The 18,661-nt window shown below is 34.4% G+C and carries 15 protein-coding genes; 11 read left to right on the top strand and 4 right to left on the bottom strand.

Annotated features, from left to right (window positions below; genetic code table 11):
• Positions 1-80 precede the first annotated feature (80 nt).
• Positions 81-1,775 (bottom strand): gliding motility lipoprotein GldJ, encoded by a 1,695-nt coding sequence (gene gldJ, locus BMY96_RS00930; protein ID WP_175473484.1) that lies wholly within the window; start codon positions 1,773-1,775, stop codon positions 81-83.
• Between the two features lie 264 nt (positions 1,776-2,039).
• Between gldJ and porU the strand changes: the two genes are divergently transcribed.
• From porU to BMY96_RS00890, 8 genes are all read left to right on the top strand, one after another.
• Positions 2,040-5,921 (top strand): type IX secretion system sortase PorU, encoded by a 3,882-nt coding sequence (porU, locus tag BMY96_RS00925; protein WP_092847897.1) that lies wholly within the window; start codon positions 2,040-2,042, stop codon positions 5,919-5,921.
• Between the two features lie 34 nt (positions 5,922-5,955).
• The gene (porV, locus tag BMY96_RS00920) at positions 5,956-7,218 is read left to right on the top strand and encodes a type IX secretion system outer membrane channel protein PorV (RefSeq protein WP_092847895.1); all 1,263 of its coding nucleotides are present in this window, start codon (positions 5,956-5,958) and stop codon (positions 7,216-7,218) included.
• A gap of 91 nt (positions 7,219-7,309) precedes the next feature.
• Positions 7,310-7,792: a cytidine deaminase gene (gene cdd / locus BMY96_RS00915; protein WP_092847892.1), complete on the top strand. Its 483-nt coding sequence runs from the start codon at positions 7,310-7,312 to the stop codon at positions 7,790-7,792.
• Between the two features lie 185 nt (positions 7,793-7,977).
• A complete protein-coding gene (gene pdhA / locus BMY96_RS00910; protein ID WP_092847890.1) occupies positions 7,978-8,976 on the top strand; it encodes a pyruvate dehydrogenase (acetyl-transferring) E1 component subunit alpha in 999 nt (332 codons plus the stop codon).
• 3 nt (positions 8,977-8,979) lie between these two features.
• Positions 8,980-10,623 carry a dihydrolipoyl dehydrogenase family protein gene (locus tag BMY96_RS00905; protein ID WP_092847888.1) on the top strand — a complete coding sequence of 548 codons (1,644 nt, stop codon included), beginning with the start codon at positions 8,980-8,982 and terminating at the stop codon, positions 10,621-10,623.
• An 89-nt stretch (positions 10,624-10,712) separates the two neighbouring features.
• The gene (locus tag BMY96_RS00900) at positions 10,713-11,744 is read left to right on the top strand and encodes a M20/M25/M40 family metallo-hydrolase (protein ID WP_092847886.1); all 1,032 of its coding nucleotides are present in this window, start codon (positions 10,713-10,715) and stop codon (positions 11,742-11,744) included.
• Entirely contained in the window at positions 11,737-12,420 is a 684-nt protein-coding gene (locus BMY96_RS00895) for an SDR family NAD(P)-dependent oxidoreductase (protein WP_092847884.1), read from the top strand. The genes BMY96_RS00900 and BMY96_RS00895 overlap by 8 nt, the downstream gene beginning before the upstream one ends.
• A gap of 3 nt (positions 12,421-12,423) precedes the next feature.
• Positions 12,424-13,059 (top strand): HAD family hydrolase, encoded by a 636-nt coding sequence (locus tag BMY96_RS00890; RefSeq protein WP_092847881.1) that lies wholly within the window; start codon positions 12,424-12,426, stop codon positions 13,057-13,059.
• 21 nt (positions 13,060-13,080) lie between these two features.
• Here the strand turns inward: BMY96_RS00890 and BMY96_RS00885 are convergent, their stop codons facing one another.
• On the bottom strand, positions 13,081-13,725 hold the full coding sequence (locus BMY96_RS00885; RefSeq protein WP_092847879.1) for a DUF1801 domain-containing protein: 645 nt from the start codon (positions 13,723-13,725) through the stop codon (positions 13,081-13,083).
• A gap of 121 nt (positions 13,726-13,846) precedes the next feature.
• Between BMY96_RS00885 and BMY96_RS00880 the strand changes: the two genes are divergently transcribed.
• Genes BMY96_RS00880 through BMY96_RS00870 form a run of 3 tightly spaced genes read left to right on the top strand, consistent with a single transcriptional unit; the run spans position 13,847 to position 17,010 of the window.
• Complete coding sequence (locus BMY96_RS00880) at positions 13,847-14,443, top strand: SprT-like domain-containing protein (RefSeq protein ID WP_092847877.1); 597 nt, start codon at positions 13,847-13,849, stop codon at positions 14,441-14,443.
• Positions 14,444-14,446: 3 nt separating this feature from the next.
• Entirely contained in the window at positions 14,447-15,526 is a 1,080-nt protein-coding gene (locus BMY96_RS00875) for a mannose-1-phosphate guanylyltransferase (RefSeq protein ID WP_092847876.1), read from the top strand.
• Between the two features lie 2 nt (positions 15,527-15,528).
• Positions 15,529-17,010 carry a DUF389 domain-containing protein gene (locus tag BMY96_RS00870; RefSeq protein WP_092847873.1) on the top strand — a complete coding sequence of 494 codons (1,482 nt, stop codon included), beginning with the start codon at positions 15,529-15,531 and terminating at the stop codon, positions 17,008-17,010.
• A 55-nt stretch (positions 17,011-17,065) separates the two neighbouring features.
• Here the strand turns inward: BMY96_RS00870 and BMY96_RS00865 are convergent, their stop codons facing one another.
• A complete protein-coding gene (locus tag BMY96_RS00865; RefSeq protein WP_092847870.1) occupies positions 17,066-17,833 on the bottom strand; it encodes an ABC transporter ATP-binding protein in 768 nt (255 codons plus the stop codon).
• Positions 17,833-18,570 (bottom strand): MlaE family ABC transporter permease, encoded by a 738-nt coding sequence (locus BMY96_RS00860; protein ID WP_092847868.1) that lies wholly within the window; start codon positions 18,568-18,570, stop codon positions 17,833-17,835. Before BMY96_RS00860 ends, BMY96_RS00865 begins: the two co-directional genes overlap by 1 nt.
• Between the last annotated feature and the right edge of the window lie 91 nt (positions 18,571-18,661).

Raw genomic sequence — 18,661 nt, 5'->3', positions numbered from 1 at the left:
TTTTTAATATTCTAAATAAATTTAAATAAAAAAGTCCTAACTCGCGCTAGGACTTTTTTGTTATTTTATAAAACTAAAATTTAGTTTTTCTTTTTTTGTTTTCCTTTACTTTTAGATCCAACTCTAGACATAGCACATCTAAAACCAATGTAATCTGTAGCCATATCTTGTGGAAAGTAACGACGTTGAGCAGGGTCTAACCAGTACTCTCGGTCTTTCCAAGAACCACCTTTATAAACTCTTACTTCATCGTTTATTAAAGATGTTCTGTTGTTTCCTTTATCGTATTCTCTAACAATGTTACCTAAAGAATCTCTTGTTATGGTATGTTTAGGCGAGTTATACATTTGTCTTGTTGTAGAAACTTCTTCACCATCAACACCCTCATCATCATTAAAACTTTCGTAGTTTCTAGATGAGCGCCTGTCACCATCTCTAAAGTTTATTTCGTTACTTTTATCAAAATTAGTTCTCAAATAGGTTTCGTTCTCATCAACAGGGACTTGTAGAATTTCACCAGGTAAATTACGAGCAATTACTTTTCCATTAGATAAGGTGTCATAAACGATATCGTCAGATGTTACAATTTTTACAGTGCCATCTTCGTTTAAAGCGTTTTTGGTGTATACGTTTCCACGATAGTAGTTAAAGTCATTAAATTCATCGTCTACTATTGGTCTGTAAACATCTGCAACCCATTCAGCAACATTACCAGCCATATCGTACAAGCCAAAGTCATTTGGGTCGTAGGACTTAACTTCATTGGTAATATCCGCACCATCATCAGACCATCCTGCAATTCCTCCGTAATCACCTTTACCTTGCTTAAAGTTTGCCATTTGGTCTCCTCTAATTTTTCGTTTTCCAGAACGGGTATATTGTCCGTCCCATGGGTATTTTTTGCGGCCACGGTATAAGTTATAACTTCTAATTTCACTTAAACCTAATGCAGCGTATTCCCATTCTGTTTCGGTAGGTAGTCTGTATTTTGGAGAAATAATTCCAGTTTCACGTGTGGCATAAATACCAGTTTCATTACCATCGGCATCAGTTCTTGTATTTCTTTTACTTCTACCATCTCCATTTATAATTTCTTCATTACCACCATAGGTAAGTGTTGGTGCATTAATATAGGTGTCTGTGCTAAAAGTTTGCTCAGAATCCACGTCGGTTATTTTAGCGCCTCGTTTAATGTATCCTGCTTTTTCTAAATTGTACTCATTAACACGGTCTGAACGCCAATTAGCAAATTCAACTGCTTGAATCCAGCTTACACCAACAACAGGATATTCTCCATATCCAGGGTGACGCAAATAGTTGTCGGTCATAACTTCGTTAAAACCTAAACGATTTCTCCATACTAATGTATCAGGTAAAGCACCATGATAAATGGCTCTAAAATTTTCGTCAGATGGAGGATAAACACGTTTAATCCAATCTAAGTATTCCATATACATAGCATTGGTAACTTCGGTCTCATCCATATAAAATGATTGAACATGCTGTTGATTAGGGCTATTGTTCCAATCATGCATAACATCATCCTGCACACGACCTTTAGTAAATGTACCGCCTTCTACAAACACTAAACCTGGGGAGGTTTCCTGTTCTTTAAAGTCTGTATTGTATTGGAAACCACCGTCTCTGTCGTTGATATTCCATCCAGTAGCTCTGGAGCTATTTTTTGAACTCGAAGATTTTTTGCAACTTGTTGAAGCTACTGCTAGTGCTAAAACTAACAAAACCTTGAATGCTACTACTTTTTTCATATTCATACCTTTAAGTAAGCTAATAATAATTTTGGTGCTGCAATATAAGAATTTAACCTAATATCGCAAGCTGTTTTTTGCATTTTAACCAAAAAAGCAGGTATTTCGTCCTGTTTTTTATGTATTATAACGATGATTTAATAAATGTTAACCATAGTTTTCTGTTTAATTAACGCGTGATTTACTAATTTATTATTGTATTTTTGAATTCGTTTTTAAAATTGTTGTTTTTTTAAATAATAACAAATGCCTAACTACGTTATTCTAACAATGAAAAAGTCTATTTTATTTTTGCTATTTGTTTTTTCAGCAGTAACATTTGCACAACAAAAAAAATATAGTATTACTTGGGAAGGCTCTCAAGTTTTATCCGTAGCCGATTTTACTATTGAAGTGCCTGCGTTTAATAAGGAATACTTTAATTATGATTTTGATAAAGGTCTGTTATTTAATCACCAGTGGAAAACCAACGTCGAAATTAATGAAGCTTCCGCTAGTATTAGCAATATTGTTTATGAAACAGTATCTAAAACAGAATTAATAGATTTAGATAGTTCTAAAATTCCTTCAGAATTAAATTTTACTTTAAAAAATTCTACAGCTAGAAACGATAAATATATTGCATTTGAGTGTTCACCAATTATAAGGGATGGTAATGGAATGTATAAAAAAATTATTTCCTTTCAATTAAGTTATAAGGAGGGAAATAATTTAAATAAAAAGTTATCAAGGAAGTATAAAGCAACAAAAGCTGTTTCTAATTCCGTTTTAAGCTCTGGTGAATGGTATCGATTTTATATTGATACCACGGGGGTATTTAAGTTAACTAAAGGCTTTTTGAAATCCTTGGGGGTTAATGTTAATACTGTTGACCCCAGAACTATCAAAGTGTTTGGACATGGTGGTAAAATGATTCCTTATCAAAACTCGGTAGATTACCCTTTTGATGTTCCTGAGAATGCTATACAATTTATTGGAGAAGATGATGGTGTTCTAAATGACAATGATTATATTTTATTTTACGGGCAAGGGCCGGCAGGCTATGAGTATTTTAGCGAGAAAAGCCATATTAATTGCTATACCGATAAAACGTATTATTATATTAATGTAAGTTCGGGTATTGGTAAGCGTATTCAACCTTTTAATGAACCTGTTGGTAGTGTTGACATGGTTATCGACACTTATGATGATTATCAATATCATGAGGTTGACGATTATAACCTTATTTCCTTAGGCCGCCGTTGGTTTGGTGATAAATTTGATATTGAAAATAGTAAGGAATTTGTATTTGATTTTAAAGGTCTGATAACTTCAGAACCGGTTAATTTAGAGGTGGTTGTGGCAACGGCTTCAATGAGTCCTGCCCAAATGAAAGTAAGTGTAAATGATAATGAGGTGTCAAGCCTTGATATTTCAGGAGTAAGATCGCCTTCATTAGCAAATGGAGATAATTATTCTGGTCGTATAAATGTAGATTCGCCTTCCATAAAAGTAAGTTTAGATTTTAATAATTTGGGGAATCCTAGCGTAGTAGGTTATTTAGATTATATTTCTGTAGAAGCTAAGCGCGCCTTAAATTTTGATGGTAGTCAATTTTTATTTAAAAATAATTTAGTTTCTACATTGTCAGGCATAGGGCAGTACAATATAACAAATGCATCAAATTTACTACAAGTGTGGGATGTTACAGATATTTACAATGTGTCAAGCGTTGCTAACAGTAATAAGAACACTACATTTAGCTTTACTTCAATATTAGGGAGTCTAAAATCATACGTAGCCGTTGCTTCTAATTATTTAGACCCCAAAATAGACTCAAAAACCACAATAGTAAATCAGAATATTAAAGGTACTATTTTTGAAAATAGTCAAGGAGTGTTTCAAGATGTGGATTATATCATTATAGCACCTAGTAATATGTTTGTTCAGGCTGAACGTTTAGCGCAAATAAATAGAGAACAATATGGGTTAAATGTTAAAGTGCTCAAACTAGAGGAGATTTATAATGAGTTTAGTTCGGGAAATCAAGATATTGGTGCGATAAGAAATATGGTAAAGTATGTTTATGACAATGCTAGTACGCCAGAAAACAGAATTAAGTATTTGTGTTTGTTTGGAGATGGTTCATACGATTATAAAGATAGGGTTTCGGGTAACACCAATATTGTTCCGTCGTGGTATTCATACAATAGTTTTAGCTTAGCAACTTCTTTTGTGTCTGATGATTTTTATGGTATGATGGATGATAATGAAGGTAACATGAGTGCTAACGATAAGTTAGATATTGCTGTTGGTAGAATTTTAGCAGATACACCACAACGCGCATTAGAATTGGTTAATAAAATTGAATCCTATTACTCCAAACAAACTTTTGGGAGCTGGAGAAATAATTTTGTAGTAATATCAGACGATAATGATTCAGATTTAAAAGGAACTTTACAGGCTACTACAGATGAAATAGGAGACTTAGTAGCAGAAGAAAAGCCTTTTGTTAATGTTGTTAAAATTCACGCCGATGCTTATAATCAAGAATCGTCGGCAGGAGGAGACAGGTATCCTGTGGTTACTTCAGAAATAGTTAGTGCTATGGATAATGGTGCCTTGGTGGTAAACTATTTTGGTCATGGAGGCGAAGATGGTTTGGCAGAAGAACGATTTTTTTTAAAAAACGACATAACAGATCTACGCAATGTGTTTAAATTAAATTGTTTTGTAACAGTAACTTGTGAATTTACACGTTTTGATAATCCGTTTAGGGAAACCGCAGGGGAATTTACCTTTTGGAATAAGGAAACCGGAGCTATTGGTTTAATAACTACCACGCGTCAAGTTTTTGTTAATTTTGGAATTAGATTTAACAGAGAGTTAGGTCAATACCTATATTCTTATAGTGATACGGACATTTACGAAGACTATGAATATCCATCCATGGCCGAAGCTTTAAGGTTAACCAAAAATGATCCAGCTGTTACTAGTAATGGTCAAAAAAGTTTAGTGTTTTTTATTGGAGATCCGGCAATGAAATTGGCTTTCCCGAAACCAAATATCAGGCTTACTAAAATTAACGATGTGCCTATTGCAACAGCTACCGATACACTTAAAGGTTTAAGCTATGTTAAATTAGCAGGTGAGGTAACAGATGTGGCAGGAAATTTATTAACCGCATATAATGGTACTTTGTCCACAACTATTTACGATAAAGAAGTGAACAGGAAAACCTTAGGTAACGATGGCATTTCCGATAGTAATGGAGTTATAATAATGGATTTTAAAACCCTAGGCGAAATTATTTTTAGGGGGCAAGCATCGGTTACTAACGGGTTGTTTGAATTCGATTTTGTGGTACCTAAAGATATTGGAATCCCTGTAGGCTTTGGTAAAGCGAGTTTTTATGTAAAAAATGAAGCCCTAACCGAAGATAAAACAGGTGCAAGCGTTAATACAATAAGAATAGGTGGTTTAAACGAAGATGCGCCCGAAGATAATACCGGTCCTGTAGTAACACTATACATGAACGACGAAAATTTTGTTACCGGCGGAATTACAAACGAGTCGCCTACATTACTAGCTAAATTAGAAGATGCTAACGGAATTAATACAGCCAGTGGTATTGGGCATGATATTGTAGGTGTTTTAGATGGCGATGAAACAAATCCTGTAATTTTAAACGATTATTATCAAACCGAAGTAGATGATTATACCAAAGGTACCGTAAGTTTCCCGTTTAAAGATTTAGAACCAGGTTTACATACCTTAACTGTAAAAGCTTGGGATGTTTATAATAACTCTTCAATATCCGAAATTCAGTTTATCGTGTTTGATAAAGACGAAGGTTTGGTAATTAATAACGTTCTTAATTACCCAAATCCGTTTGTAAATTACACAGAATTTTGGTTCAATCACAATAGTTCGGAACCTTTAGACGTTTCTATACAGATATTCACCGTTTCCGGGAAAATTATTAGGACCCTTAACGGTCAAACAACTGGAGGAATAAACGCAACAAGTTCGTTATCTCGAGATATAGTTTGGGATGGAAGAGACGATTTTGGTGATAAAATAGGTAAAGGCGTTTATATTTATAAACTAAAAGTACATTCTAATTTATTGAACAAAACGGTCGAAAAAATTGAAAAACTAGTCATATTATAAAAAAAATTATATTTGCTAAACTAAATAAGATTTCATGAAAAATAGATTATTGCTATTAATAGCCTTTATTTTTGTTTTTAAAGGCTATACACAAGATACAACAGTTATTATACCAGACGAAAGTTCAAGGGTGATTACTACAGGAATTCCATTTTTACTTATTGCATCAGATGCTCGTGCTGCAGGTATGGGAGATATGGGGGTGGCAACCTCTGTTGATGCTTTTTCACAACAATGGAATGCATCAAAATACGCATTTTCAGAAGCTAAATCTGGTGTAGGTGTTAGTTATACGCCATATTTAAGTAAATTGGTTAACGATATCTTTTTAGGAAATTTTACATACTTTAACCGTTTAGACGATCGTAGTGCTTTTGCAGCAAGTTTAAGGTACTTCTCTTTAGGTTCTATTGAGTTTGTTGACGGGCCAGATGATACACCAAGAGAGCAAAAACCAAATGAATTTTCATTGGATGCATCATATGCTTTACGTTTATCCGATCAGTTTTCAATGTCGGTACTTATGCGTTATTTACGTTCAGATTTAAGAATTCAAGGCGTTGGAGGAGATATTACACCTGCAAGTACATTTGGTGTCGATCTTTCAGGGTATTACCAAAGTGAAGAAGAAGCGTATTCCGATTTTAATGGACGTTGGAGAGCAGGTTTTGCGATTCAAAATATTGGCCCTAAGTTTAAATATGATGAAGGAGGCGAAGAAAATTTTCAGCCAACTAATTTACGTTTAGGAGCAGGTTTCGATTTTATTTTCGACGATTACAATAAAATATCTGTAACAGCAGAAGTTGCTAAGTTATTGGTGCCAACGCCTCCTGCTTTAGGAAATGAGTTTAATTATACCGATAATAATGGAAATGGTATATATGATCCTGAAAATGGTACAGATGAAGACGATACAGACGAATTAGGGTCTATAGTTCGGGAAGATGTAATTATAGGAGGTAAAGACCCCGATGTTAACTTTTTATCAGGAATATTTCAATCTTTTGGCGATGCACCTGGCGGGTTTAGCGAAGAGTTAAAGGAGTTTACTTGGGCTTTAGGAGCAGAATATGTATATCAAGATTCATTTGCGTTTAGAACAGGTTATTTTAATGAAAGTGAAGAAAAAGGAGCTAGAAAATTTTTGGCTTTAGGTGCTGGATTTAAAGCAAACGTGGTTAATATAGATTTATCATACTTATTCTCGGCATCAAAAGTGCAAAGTCCACTAGAAAACACCTTGCGTTTCTCTTTAACCTTTAACTTTGGCGCAGGAGAATACGTAGAGTATTAGTACCATTAAAAACAAAATAAAATTTAAAAAACTATTGCTTAAAGGCAATAGTTTTTTGTTTCTAAAAGCAAGTCTTAAATTACAGTTGATTATGAAGGAAATAAAAATAGAGTCTACGTTATTCGTTTTTAAAAACGTGCAAGAGCTTCCTCAAGAGGCAGTGGCACTAATGGAGAAGGCTGTTCAAGCAAGAGAAAAAGCCTATGCACCATATTCCAACTTTAATGTAGGTGCGGCTATACTTTTAGATAATAACGAGATTGTATTAGGAAGTAATCAAGAAAATGCATCTTATCCCTCGGGCTTATGTGCAGAGCGTACAGCAATATATTATGCAGGGTCACAGTTTCCAGAAGCTAAAATAGTTCGCATGGCAATTACTGCCGGATCTAAACTTAACAAAACTACAAAGCCCATTCCGCCTTGTGGCGCATGTAGGCAAGCTATAGCCGAATACGAAATAAAACAAGATATGCCAATAGAAATCTATTTTATGGGCGAAACCGGTGCTATAGCTAAATCAAACTCGCTAGCAAATTTACTGCCTTTAATGTTTGATAAATCAGTGTTATAACTGTTTTTAATTTAAGATATTTTAGTTTTTATCCATAAATTATAATAATTAGTGAAACTAAATTAGCTTACAATCCCATTTTTTCATTTTTTTTGTATTTTAGTCATATTGTGTTTTTGCAATACAGCACAAAGTGTTACTTTTGTGTTCCGCTAATTATAATAATAGTACTCAAAAAGTATTCAATGAAAAAAATCACAAAAGAGGTTTACCTAAAATGGTACGAAGAGATGTTATTCTGGAGAAAGTTTGAAGATAAACTTGCCGCAGTATACATTCAACAAAAAGTAAGAGGATTTCTTCATTTGTATAATGGTCAAGAAGCTGTTTTAGCTGGTGCTTTACATGCTATGGACTTGACAAAAGATAAAATGATTACCGCTTATCGTAACCACGTACAACCAATAGGTATGGGAGTTGATCCTAAACGTGTTATGGCAGAGTTATTTGGAAAAGTAACTGGAACATCCAAAGGTATGGGTGGTTCTATGCATATTTTCTCAAAAGAATTTAGATTTTATGGTGGGCATGGTATTGTTGGAGGCCAAATTCCTTTGGGTGCTGGTATTGCTTTTGGAGACAAATATCATGGTGTAGACGGTGTAACCATTTGTTGTTTTGGTGATGGCGCTGCGCGTCAAGGGTCACTTCACGAAACGTTTAACTTAGCTATGTTATGGAATTTACCTGTAGTATTTGTTTGTGAAAACAATGGATACGCTATGGGAACTTCGGTAGAAAGAACAGCAAACCATACCGAAATATGGAAATTAGGTTTAGGCTACGATATGCCTTGTGGACCTGTTGATGGAATGAACCCAATTAAAGTTGCCGAAGCTTTCGATGAGGCTATAACAAGAGCACGTAAAGGTGGCGGACCAACATTTTTAGAGTTAAAAACATACCGTTATAGAGGACACTCTATGTCCGATGCACAGCATTATAGAACCAAAGATGAGGTTGAAGAGTACAAGAAAATAGATCCAATTACGCAAGTTAAGGATGTTATTCTTGAAAAGAAATATGCTACAGAAGACGATATTAAAGTAATTGATAAGCGCGTAAAAGAACGTGTTGCAGAATGTGAGAAATTCGCTGAAGAATCGCCTTTCCCAGAAAAGCAACAACTATACGATATGGTTTACGAGCAAGAGGATTATCCATTTATTCAACACAAAATATAAGATATGGCAATAGTTGTTAATATGCCCCGTTTAAGCGATACCATGGAAGAAGGTACCGTGGCTACATGGTTAAAAAAAGTAGGAGATAAGATAGAAGAAGGAGATATTTTAGCTGAAATCGAAACCGATAAAGCGACCATGGAATTCGAATCTTTTAACGAAGGTACACTACTTCATATTGGTGTTCAAGAGGGTGAAACTACAAAGGTAGATGAGCTTTTAGCTATAATTGGTAACGAAGGTGAAGATATATCTGGCCTTTTAAATGGTGGTGGTAACGCTTCCACGGAAGCAAAAGAAGAAACAGCAGAAGCTGAATCTACTCAAGAAGCTCCTGCCGAAACAGCTGTGGCTCCTGCTGCAAGTGCCGCATTACCTGAAGGTGTTATAGTTGTAACTATGCCACGTTTAAGTGATACTATGGAAGAAGGAACTGTGGCAACATGGTTAAAGAAAGTGGGAGACACTGTTGAAGAAGGCGATATTTTAGCCGAAATTGAAACAGATAAAGCAACCATGGAATTTGAATCTTTCCAATCTGGTACGTTATTAGAAATAGGATTACAAGAAGGAGAATCTGCAAAAGTAGATGCTTTATTAGCAATTATAGGTCCTGCTGGAACAGATGTTTCTGGAGTGGCTTCTAGTTTTTCAGCATCGGCAGCTCCTGCAAAAGAAGCTCCAAAAGCCGAAGCTAAAAAGGAAGCTCCAAAAGCAGCGCCTGCTGCAGCATCGGCTCCTAAAAAAGCAAGTGCTCCGGCACCAACACCGGTTACAGAAAATGGACGTGTGTTTGTGTCTCCTTTAGCTAAGAAATTAGCAGAAGATAAAGGAATCAACTTAACTAAAGTTCAAGGCTCAGGAGAAAATGGACGTATCGTTAAACGCGATATCGAAAATTACGAACCTGCTGCCGCAGCACCAGCTGGTTCTGCTGCTGTTACAAATTTTGCTGTAGCAGGAGAAGAGAGCACAGAAGAAGTTAAAAATTCTTCAATGCGTAAAGCTATTGCAAAAGCTTTAGGAACCTCTAAGTTTACGGCACCGCATTTCTATCTAAATATCGAAGTCGATATGGATAATGCTATGGCTTCTCGTAAAATAATAAATGCCATTCCAGATACAAAAGTGTCATTTAATGATATGGTGGTTAAAGCTTGTGCTATGGCTTTATTAAAACACCCTCAAGTTAATACAACTTGGAGTGATAATGTAACTAAAATACACAGCCACATTCACGTAGGTGTAGCAGTAGCTGTAGATGATGGTTTAGTTGTGCCAGTAATTAAGCATACCAATGCGTTAAGTTTAACACAAATTGGATCGTCGGTAAGAGATTTAGCCGGTAAAGCTAGAAACAAAAAAATTAAGCCAGATGAAATGTCTGGAAGTACATTTACGGTTTCTAACTTAGGAATGTTTGGTATTCAGAGTTTCACATCAATTATTAACCAACCAAATTCTGCAATTTTATCGGTAGGAGCTATTGTGCAAAAGCCTGTAGTTAAAGATGGTCAAATAGTTGTTGGTAATACTATGATGCTTACATTGGCATGCGATCACAGAACAGTAGATGGAGCTGTGGGAGCACAATTTTTACAAACATTAAAAACGTATATTGAAAACCCTGTAACTATGATAGCATAGATATTAAGTTTTTAATTTAAAGATAAAAAAAACCTGTATCATTAGTTTGATACAGGTTTTTTTTATCTTTAAATTTTAATAAACACACCATGAAAAAAATAGTTAGTCTTTTAGTACTAGTGCTTATTTTAAGTTGCGGCGGACAAAAAAAAATTATCGAAACCAATCCTGATGCTAATAAACCAGTAGCTCAAACTACAGAGGAATCTATAAGTAAATCCGTTTTATACTCTGGTAGTGCGGTTTCTAAGGCTATTTCTTTAGAAGCTATAAAGTCGAGTCTAGAGTATTTAGCTTCAGATGAATTAGAAGGAAGAAATACAGGCTCTAAAGGCATTGAAAAAGCAGCTGTTTTTATTGAAAATCATTTCAAAGCAAATCATATTAAACCTTATTTTGAAACCTATCGCGATAGTTTTAATATTGAAACAATAATAGGATATAACGTAGTTGGGTATTTAGAAGGTAACGACCCAAAACTTAAAAATGAGTTTGTAATTCTTGGTGCGCATTACGATCATATTGGAACAGCAAAAGCGGTAAATGGCGATGTTATTGCCAATGGCGCTAACGATGATGCCTCCGGAACAGTTGCCGTTTTAGAATGGGCAAAATACTTTGCAAAAACCAAAAGTAATAAACGTAGTGTTTTATTCACGTTGTATGCCGCCGAAGAAATGGGGCTTAAAGGGTCAGAGCATTTAGCAGAACGTTTAAAAGAAAAGCAAATGGACCTATATACCATGATTAATTTCGAAATGATAGGCGTACCAAGAGCAACAACCGAAATTATGGCATATATGTCTGGGTACGAAAAATCTAATTTAGCAGAACAACTTAATGTTTATGGCGGGTCTGAATTGATAGGGTTCTTTCCAAAAGCTAAAGAATTTAATTTATTTCAACGCTCGGATAACTACCCGTTTTATAACGCTTTTAAAGTACCTGCACACGCTATTTCTACCTTCGATTTTACTAATTTTGAATACTACCATCATGTAGATGATGAAGCTGATAAAATGGATTTTAATCACATGACAAATTTTATAAATAAAATGGTTCCGGCCTTAGAAGGCATGATAAATGCACCAACCAAAGTAATAAAAATGAATAATGAGTAAGCATATAATTATAACAGGAACAAGCCGCGGTATTGGTTTCGAGCTAGTGCAACTCTTTGCAAAAGCAGGACATAAAGTTTTAGCGCTTTCGCGGAATGAGAAGCCGGTTCAAAGCTTGAAATTAGATAATGTTACTGCATTTTCGTTCAACTTGAATGATGCTAAGGCTTATAGTCATGTTGAAGATTTTATAGCCAAAGAATGGAAGCATGTAGATGTATTAATAAATAACGCCGGTACATTATTGAATAAGCCGTTTGCAGAAATTACTATGGATGAGTTTGAGGCTGTTTATAAAACCAATGTTTTTGGAGTAGCAGAATTAACACGAAAAGTAATTCCGTTTATGGTTAATAATAGTCATGTTGTTACCATTAGCTCAATGGGCGGTGTACAAGGTAGTATGAAGTTTCCAGGGTTAGCGGCCTATAGTTCTAGTAAAGCTGCGGTAATTACTTTAACCGAGTTACTAGCCGAAGAGTATAAAGAATCTGGAATAGCATTTAATGTTTTAGCCTTAGGTGCTGTACAAACCGAAATGTTAGAAGAAGCTTTTCCAGGCTATCAAGCACCTACAACAGCTTTAGAAATGGCTGAATATATTCTTGATTTTTCATTAACCGGGAATAAATATTATAATGGTAAACTGTTGCAGGTTTCTAATTCTACGCCTTAATTTATGAGTAAATATAAATGTGTAATTTTCGATTGCGATGGCGTTTTAATAGATAGTGAGCCTATTGCTATAGGTGTTTTGGTTGAAATGGCTAATTATTTAGGAGCTAACATGGAGCTTGATGCTGCTATGATGGCATTAAAAGGGAAATCTTTTAAATACTGTACTAATTATATTTCGCAACGTATTGAAAAACCATTACCTATTCATTTTGAACAAGATTATCGTATTAATACGTTTGAAGCCTTCCGGAAAAATATTCAACCAATAAAAGGTATAAAAGCAGTTCTCGAAAACATAAACGTCCCGTTTTGTGTAGCATCAAGTGGACCCGAAAATAAAATTCGGTTAAACTTAGAGCTTACGGGGCTACTTCCTTTTTTTGAAGGGCATATCTTTAGTTGTTATGCGATACAAAAATGGAAACCAGAGCCCGATGTTTTTCTATGGGCAGCAGAAACTATGGGGTTTAAACCAGAAGACTGTTTGGTGGTTGAGGATAGTCTGTCGGGAGTTAGAGCAGCTAATACAGGCGGTTTTGATGTTTTTGGTTATACAGAGCACGACTATAGTAATGCGCTAAGTAAAGAAGCTACAAAGACATTTAATAGCATGGATAAGTTTTTAAAAATGTTATAATTCGCTACTGTTAGTTAAAGCCTATTTGTTTTCCAACTGTTTGTGGGAACCATCGCAATTTGGTTTTCGTTTTGATAGTCCGCAAGTACAATCATTAAAACCAAATCCCTTTAAAATTCGCGATTCACATTTAAGTATTCTTGTAGTTCGTGTTTTCGATTGTTTGGCACTGGTAAAATGCAAAATATAACCACGTTGCCTACCCGTAGTTAGTTTTTTAAAAGCAGTTTCAAATTCCGGCTTTTCTAAAAATACAGCTCTTAATTCTTCGGGATAGTTTAACTCATCGGTTTTATCAATTTTAACCTGTATTTCTGATGCTTCAATGGCGATAGCTTCGTAAATATAACGTTTCAATATAGGTTCTAAAGCTAAAATTGCTTTTGTGCTTGTTAACGGAATAAGCTTTGTTGATCTTGAATTTGGACCTGGTTTCTTTAGGACACCTTCTGGGTCTTTTAGTAAAGCGCCTTTAAAAAAACTTAATGAGCAAAAGGCTTTAAAACCTCCAATTATTACAATGTTTTTACCTTTAAAAGAATAACACGGGTTTCGCCATTTAAATTCTTCGGTAAGTCCGCAACTTGTTATAATACCTCTTAAAAGTTCTAATTCTGGTTTCCAAAGTTTTACCTGCTCTAAATATTTGTCAACTTTTGGGTTCATATTTTAAGGTATCTGTAATTGCAAAAGAGTTAAAAGCAATTAATTACTAAATTATAATTTTTTACATAAAAGTCTATCCTGCCAAGTGGTTCTTTTCAGGAATTCTTTTATTTTAGCTATAATGCAAAGTGAGCTCCAAAAATATATACCTACAAATGCTGTTACTCCAGTTTTAAAGCTTTTAAAACGCGACGATTTGTTGGTAAAAGTTAAAAACGAGCGTAAAACAAGGCATGGTGATTATAGAAAATTACCAAGCGGGAAGCATCAAATTACAATAAACTCAAATTTAAACACTTATCGTTTTTTAATAACGCTTGTTCATGAAATTGCTCATTTGGAGGCCTATAAAGCTTATGGGGCCTTTATAAAACCGCATGGTTTGGAGTGGAAACAAACATTTCAGCATTTAATGCTACCGTTTTTAAACCCAGAGATATTTCCAGATGCCTTACTGCCTTTATTGGCAAAACATTTTAAAAACCCTAAAGCGTCTAGCGATACAGATGCGCCATTGGCCTTAGCTTTAAAGCAATTTGACGAACCTAATAATAAAACCTTTATTTTTGAAGTACCTTTGGGTGTAAGTTTTAAACTTTATAATGGTAAGGTTTTTAAAATGGGTAAAAAGCGTGTTAAACGTTATGAGTGCATTGAAATTAAAACAGGACGTTTATACCTTTTTAATCCAAATGCAGAAGTAGAATTAATAAAATAAAATATGAATAAAAACTATTACGCCATATTAATGGCCGGAGGAGTAGGATCAAGATTTTGGCCAATAAGCACACAGGATTTTCCAAAGCAGTTTCATGATATGTTAGGAACGGGCGATACGCTAATACAAAAAACATTTCATCGTTTGGCAGATTTAATTCCGAAGGAAAATATTTTTATTTTAACAAACGAACGATATAACGATTTAGTTTTAGAGCAATTACCGGAAGTTGAGCAGCGTCAAGTGGTATTAGAACCTGCAATGCGTAACACAGCACCTTGTATTTTATACGCCTCCTTAAAAATTCAGAAAGAAAACCCAGATGCGGTTATGATTGTGGCACCAAGTGACCATTGGATTGAGGACGAAAAAACATTTGCCAGCAATGTGAAACAAGCCTTCGAGTATTGTTCTGAAAATGATGCATTAATGACTCTAGGAATTCAACCTACTTTTCCTAATACAGGTTACGGTTATATTGAGTTTGATAAGTCTTCCGCGAAAGCGATAAAATCGGTTAATCAATTTAGAGAAAAACCAGATTACGAAACAGCAAAAGACTTTATTTCTCAAGGTAATTTTTTATGGAATGCAGGTATTTTTATGTGGAGCGCAAAGAGTGTAGTTAAAGCATTTAAAAGCAATCAGCCAGAATTGTTTGAGTTATTCGAAAAAGGCATATCGGTGTATAATACCGAATTTGAAGACGACTTTATTCGTGATAATTATCCTAAAGCAGAAAATATATCGGTGGATTATGCTATTATGGAAAAATCTACCAATGTTCATGTTATTGCGGCAGAATTTGATTGGAACGATTTAGGAACTTGGGGAAGTTTATACGACAAGTTGGATAAGGACGAGGCTAACAATGCTGTGGTAAATGCTAGGACTTTGGCCGAAGATGCTTCGGGAAATATGATAAGAACAAAAAAAGATAAAATTGTTGTTATTGATGGCCTACAAGATTATATTGTTGTGGATAAAGAAGAAGTTTTGCTTATCTTTCCTAAGTCTAAAGAACAAGATATAAAGAAAACACTCCAACAAGTAAAAGATAAATTTGGAGAGCAATACGGTTAATTATGAGTGAAGAGAGTAAGTTTAATTTCTCTGAAGAAGAGGAAAAGGCAGAAGCTTTAAAAAAGGAACAGAGCGTTGAGCAGTCTAAAGAAAATGTAAAAAAGGATGCTCAAGGTCTTTTTACCAGTATCTCAAAATTTTTAAGCGAGCTTTTAGATTTTAGAGATGACACCGACAGAGACGCTACAATTCAAGCAATAAAAGGCGATATTCCTTTTAAAGGCGCTACAGCTTGGATTTTAATTTGTTCCATATTTGTAGCCTCTATTGGTTTAAACGCAAACTCTACAGCTGTGGTAATTGGTGCCATGTTAATTTCGCCATTAATGGGGCCTATTTTGGGTATTGGCTTATCTATTGCTATAAACGATATCGATACACTTAAAAAATCGCTTATAAACTTAGTAACAATGATTGTTTTAAGTTTAATGACAGCCTTTTTGTTTTTTAAATTTTTTCCAACTGCAGATATTATGACGACCGAGCTTTTTGGTCGTACCAAACCCGATTTACGAGATGTTTTAATTGCCTTTTTTGGTGGTGCAGCCTTAATTATTGCACGAACTAAAAAAGGAACGATTGCCTCGGTAATTTTTGGTGTGGCTATTGCAACAGCATTAATGCCACCATTATGTACTGCCGGTTATGGATTAGCGCACAATTGGGACTACTTTATTGGTGCCATGTATTTGTTTACCATAAATACCATTTTTATTGCTCTAGCAACCTTTTTAGTGCTAAAAATATTAAGGTTCCCAATGTTAAGGTATGCGAATTCTAAAAAAAGAAAAAGAATTGCACAGTTGGCTTCTTTAATTGCTATTTTGGTTATGGCACCTGCAATTTGGACCTTTGTTAACTTTATAACGCAATCTGGTTTAGAGGGCGATTATAATAATTTTATGGAAACCGAGGTTAAATCTAACCACGAGTTATGGTTGCAAAAGGGAGTACCAAACTGGGAAGAAAAAACAATTACCCTTTATTTTAATGGTGAAGTTCCAGATGCTACCATAGCAGATTTGGAAAATGAAATTAAAACTTACGAAAAAATAAAAGATTACAGTTTAGTAATTCAGGGGAATAAAAATAGAAGTATCGATAAAATTTCTGATGCTTACGATAGAGCCATACGCGATTTAGACCAAAAGGATATAATTATTACTGGATTACAGAATCAAATTGAAGGTTTACAGGTAAATATTACCAATTTAAATAAACAATTAGAGTCGAAAACTATATCTAATACCATTCCGTTTTCTAGTTTATCTCGCGATGCCAAGGTAAGGTTTAAAGATTTGGAATACTTTGGGTATTCTAATATGTTAGAGTCTAAAGATTTTATTAATATCGATACGGTTTCGGTAGTGCGTTTAAAGTGGAACACGAATTTACCAGACAGCATTCAAGTTAAAAAGGAAGAAGAATTAAAAACTTGGATAAGCACACAATTAAACAAATCCAATGTTCTAATTTTAAAATAAATTTAGAATAGAGATATAAATTTTAATGAATAAAACCTTATTTAAAAATTAGGTTTTATTCATTTTCTTCTATGTACATTTTACGTACTTTTTTAAATAGGTTTGAAGAGTAAACAAAATCGGTAACCACTTCGTTATCTGTTTTAAAAATGGTTTTGTTAGATCCTTCCCATGCTTTTAGTCCATTTCTTAGGAAAACAATCTTTTCTCCAATTTCCATAACCGAGTTCATATCATGCGAATTTATTACTGTGGTAATTTGATATTCGTCTGTAATTTCTTGAATAAGGTTGTCAATTACTATGGCTGTTTTTGGATCTAAACCCGAGTTAGGTTCATCGCAAAATAAATATTTAGGATTATTTACTATTGCACGAGCAATAGCAACACGTTTTTGCATACCTCCAGAAGCTTCGCTAGGCATTTTATTATGCGCAGTTTCAAGGTTAACGCGTTTTAATACAAAGTTCACACGGTCTTCCATTTCGCTTTTACTTTGTTTGGTAAACATTTTAAGCGGAAACATAACGTTTTCGGCAATAGTCATGGAATCAAATAAGGCGCTACCTTGAAATACCATACCTATTTCAGCACGTATATTTCGCTTTTCGTCTTCCGTAAGTTTTGCAAAAATTTTACCATCATAAGCTATGGAACCTTTCTCGTAGTTAAATAAGCCTAATAAGCATTTTAAAAATACAGTTTTACCCGAACCACTTTGTCCAATAATGAGGTTTGTTTTGCCTTTTTCAAAAGTAGTGCTAATGCCTTTTAAAACTTCAACGTCTCCAAACGACTTATGTAAATTAGAAACTTCTATCATTAGCTTAGTAACATTTGGGTTAGGAAATAATTTAAAATAATGATTACAACACTAGTCCATACAAACGATGTGGTACTTGCTTTTCCTACCTCTAGCGCGCCACCTTTCATAAAATAACCATGAAATGACGGGACGGTAGCCAATATAAAAGCAAATACAAATGTTTTTATAAACGCATAAATAACGTGGAAAGTTTCAAAATCTGTTTGGATACCTACTATATAATCTTCTAAAGAGCTAAAGCCGCCATAAACACAAGCTGCCATACCTCCTAAAATACCTAAAAACATAGCTATTGATATAATAAAAGGATATAAAAGCAAGGCAATAAATTTAGGAAAAACTAAATAGTTTAGCGAGTTAATACCCATAACCTCCAAGGCGTCAATTTGTTCTGTAACGCGCATGGTACCTATGCTAGAAGTAATAAACGAACCTACTTTTCCTGCCATAATTATAGACATAAATGTGGGTGCAAATTCTAATATAATGGATTGCCTCGTTGCAAAACCAACCAGGTATTTAGGTATTAATGGGCTATCAATATTAAGCGCTGTTTGTATAGTTACAACACCTCCAACAAAAAAGGAAATAAAAGCAGCAATTCCTAAAGAACCAATAATTAAATCGTCTATATCCTTAAGAATAAGTTGTTTCATTACCGTCCATTTTGTCGGTTTTCGAAACATTTCTACTATCATTAAAAAATAAGCACCTATGTTATGCAGATAAGTCATATACAAATTTGTAAATGCTAAAGTAAAAAAAACTTGTTGGTATTTAACTTTAATTTAAAATAATGATGGATTAATTATATGTATTTTTGGC

This window comes from Algibacter pectinivorans, assembly GCF_900112595.1.
GTDB classification, from domain to species: domain Bacteria; phylum Bacteroidota; class Bacteroidia; order Flavobacteriales; family Flavobacteriaceae; genus Algibacter_B; species Algibacter_B pectinivorans.
Note: the sequence above shows the minus strand (reverse complement) of the source record. Positions and strands in the feature narration are given on the sequence as shown.

Excerpts from the sequence above, each read along its gene's own strand:
- BMY96_RS00895 (WP_092847884.1), top strand. The coding sequence starts at position 11,737 with ATGAGTAAGCATATAATTATAACAGGAACAAGCCGCGGTATTGGTTTC.
- BMY96_RS00900 (WP_092847886.1), top strand. The coding sequence starts at position 10,713 with ATGAAAAAAATAGTTAGTCTTTTAGTACTAGTGCTTATTTTAAGTTGC.
- BMY96_RS00880 (WP_092847877.1), top strand. The coding sequence starts at position 13,847 with ATGCAAAGTGAGCTCCAAAAATATATACCTACAAATGCTGTTACTCCA.
- BMY96_RS00875 (WP_092847876.1), top strand. The coding sequence starts at position 14,447 with ATGAATAAAAACTATTACGCCATATTAATGGCCGGAGGAGTAGGATCA.
- porU (WP_092847897.1), top strand. The coding sequence starts at position 2,040 with ATGAAAAAGTCTATTTTATTTTTGCTATTTGTTTTTTCAGCAGTAACA.
- porV (WP_092847895.1), top strand. The coding sequence starts at position 5,956 with ATGAAAAATAGATTATTGCTATTAATAGCCTTTATTTTTGTTTTTAAA.
- gldJ (WP_175473484.1), bottom strand. The coding sequence starts at position 1,775 with ATGAATATGAAAAAAGTAGTAGCATTCAAGGTTTTGTTAGTTTTAGCA.
- BMY96_RS00905 (WP_092847888.1), top strand. The coding sequence starts at position 8,980 with ATGGCAATAGTTGTTAATATGCCCCGTTTAAGCGATACCATGGAAGAA.
- BMY96_RS00865 (WP_092847870.1), bottom strand. The coding sequence starts at position 17,833 with ATGATAGAAGTTTCTAATTTACATAAGTCGTTTGGAGACGTTGAAGTT.
- BMY96_RS00890 (WP_092847881.1), top strand. The coding sequence starts at position 12,424 with ATGAGTAAATATAAATGTGTAATTTTCGATTGCGATGGCGTTTTAATA.
- pdhA (WP_092847890.1), top strand. The coding sequence starts at position 7,978 with ATGAAAAAAATCACAAAAGAGGTTTACCTAAAATGGTACGAAGAGATG.
- BMY96_RS00885 (WP_092847879.1), bottom strand. The coding sequence starts at position 13,725 with ATGAACCCAAAAGTTGACAAATATTTAGAGCAGGTAAAACTTTGGAAA.
- cdd (WP_092847892.1), top strand. The coding sequence starts at position 7,310 with ATGAAGGAAATAAAAATAGAGTCTACGTTATTCGTTTTTAAAAACGTG.
- BMY96_RS00860 (WP_092847868.1), bottom strand. The coding sequence starts at position 18,570 with ATGACTTATCTGCATAACATAGGTGCTTATTTTTTAATGATAGTAGAA.
- BMY96_RS00870 (WP_092847873.1), top strand. The coding sequence starts at position 15,529 with ATGAGTGAAGAGAGTAAGTTTAATTTCTCTGAAGAAGAGGAAAAGGCA.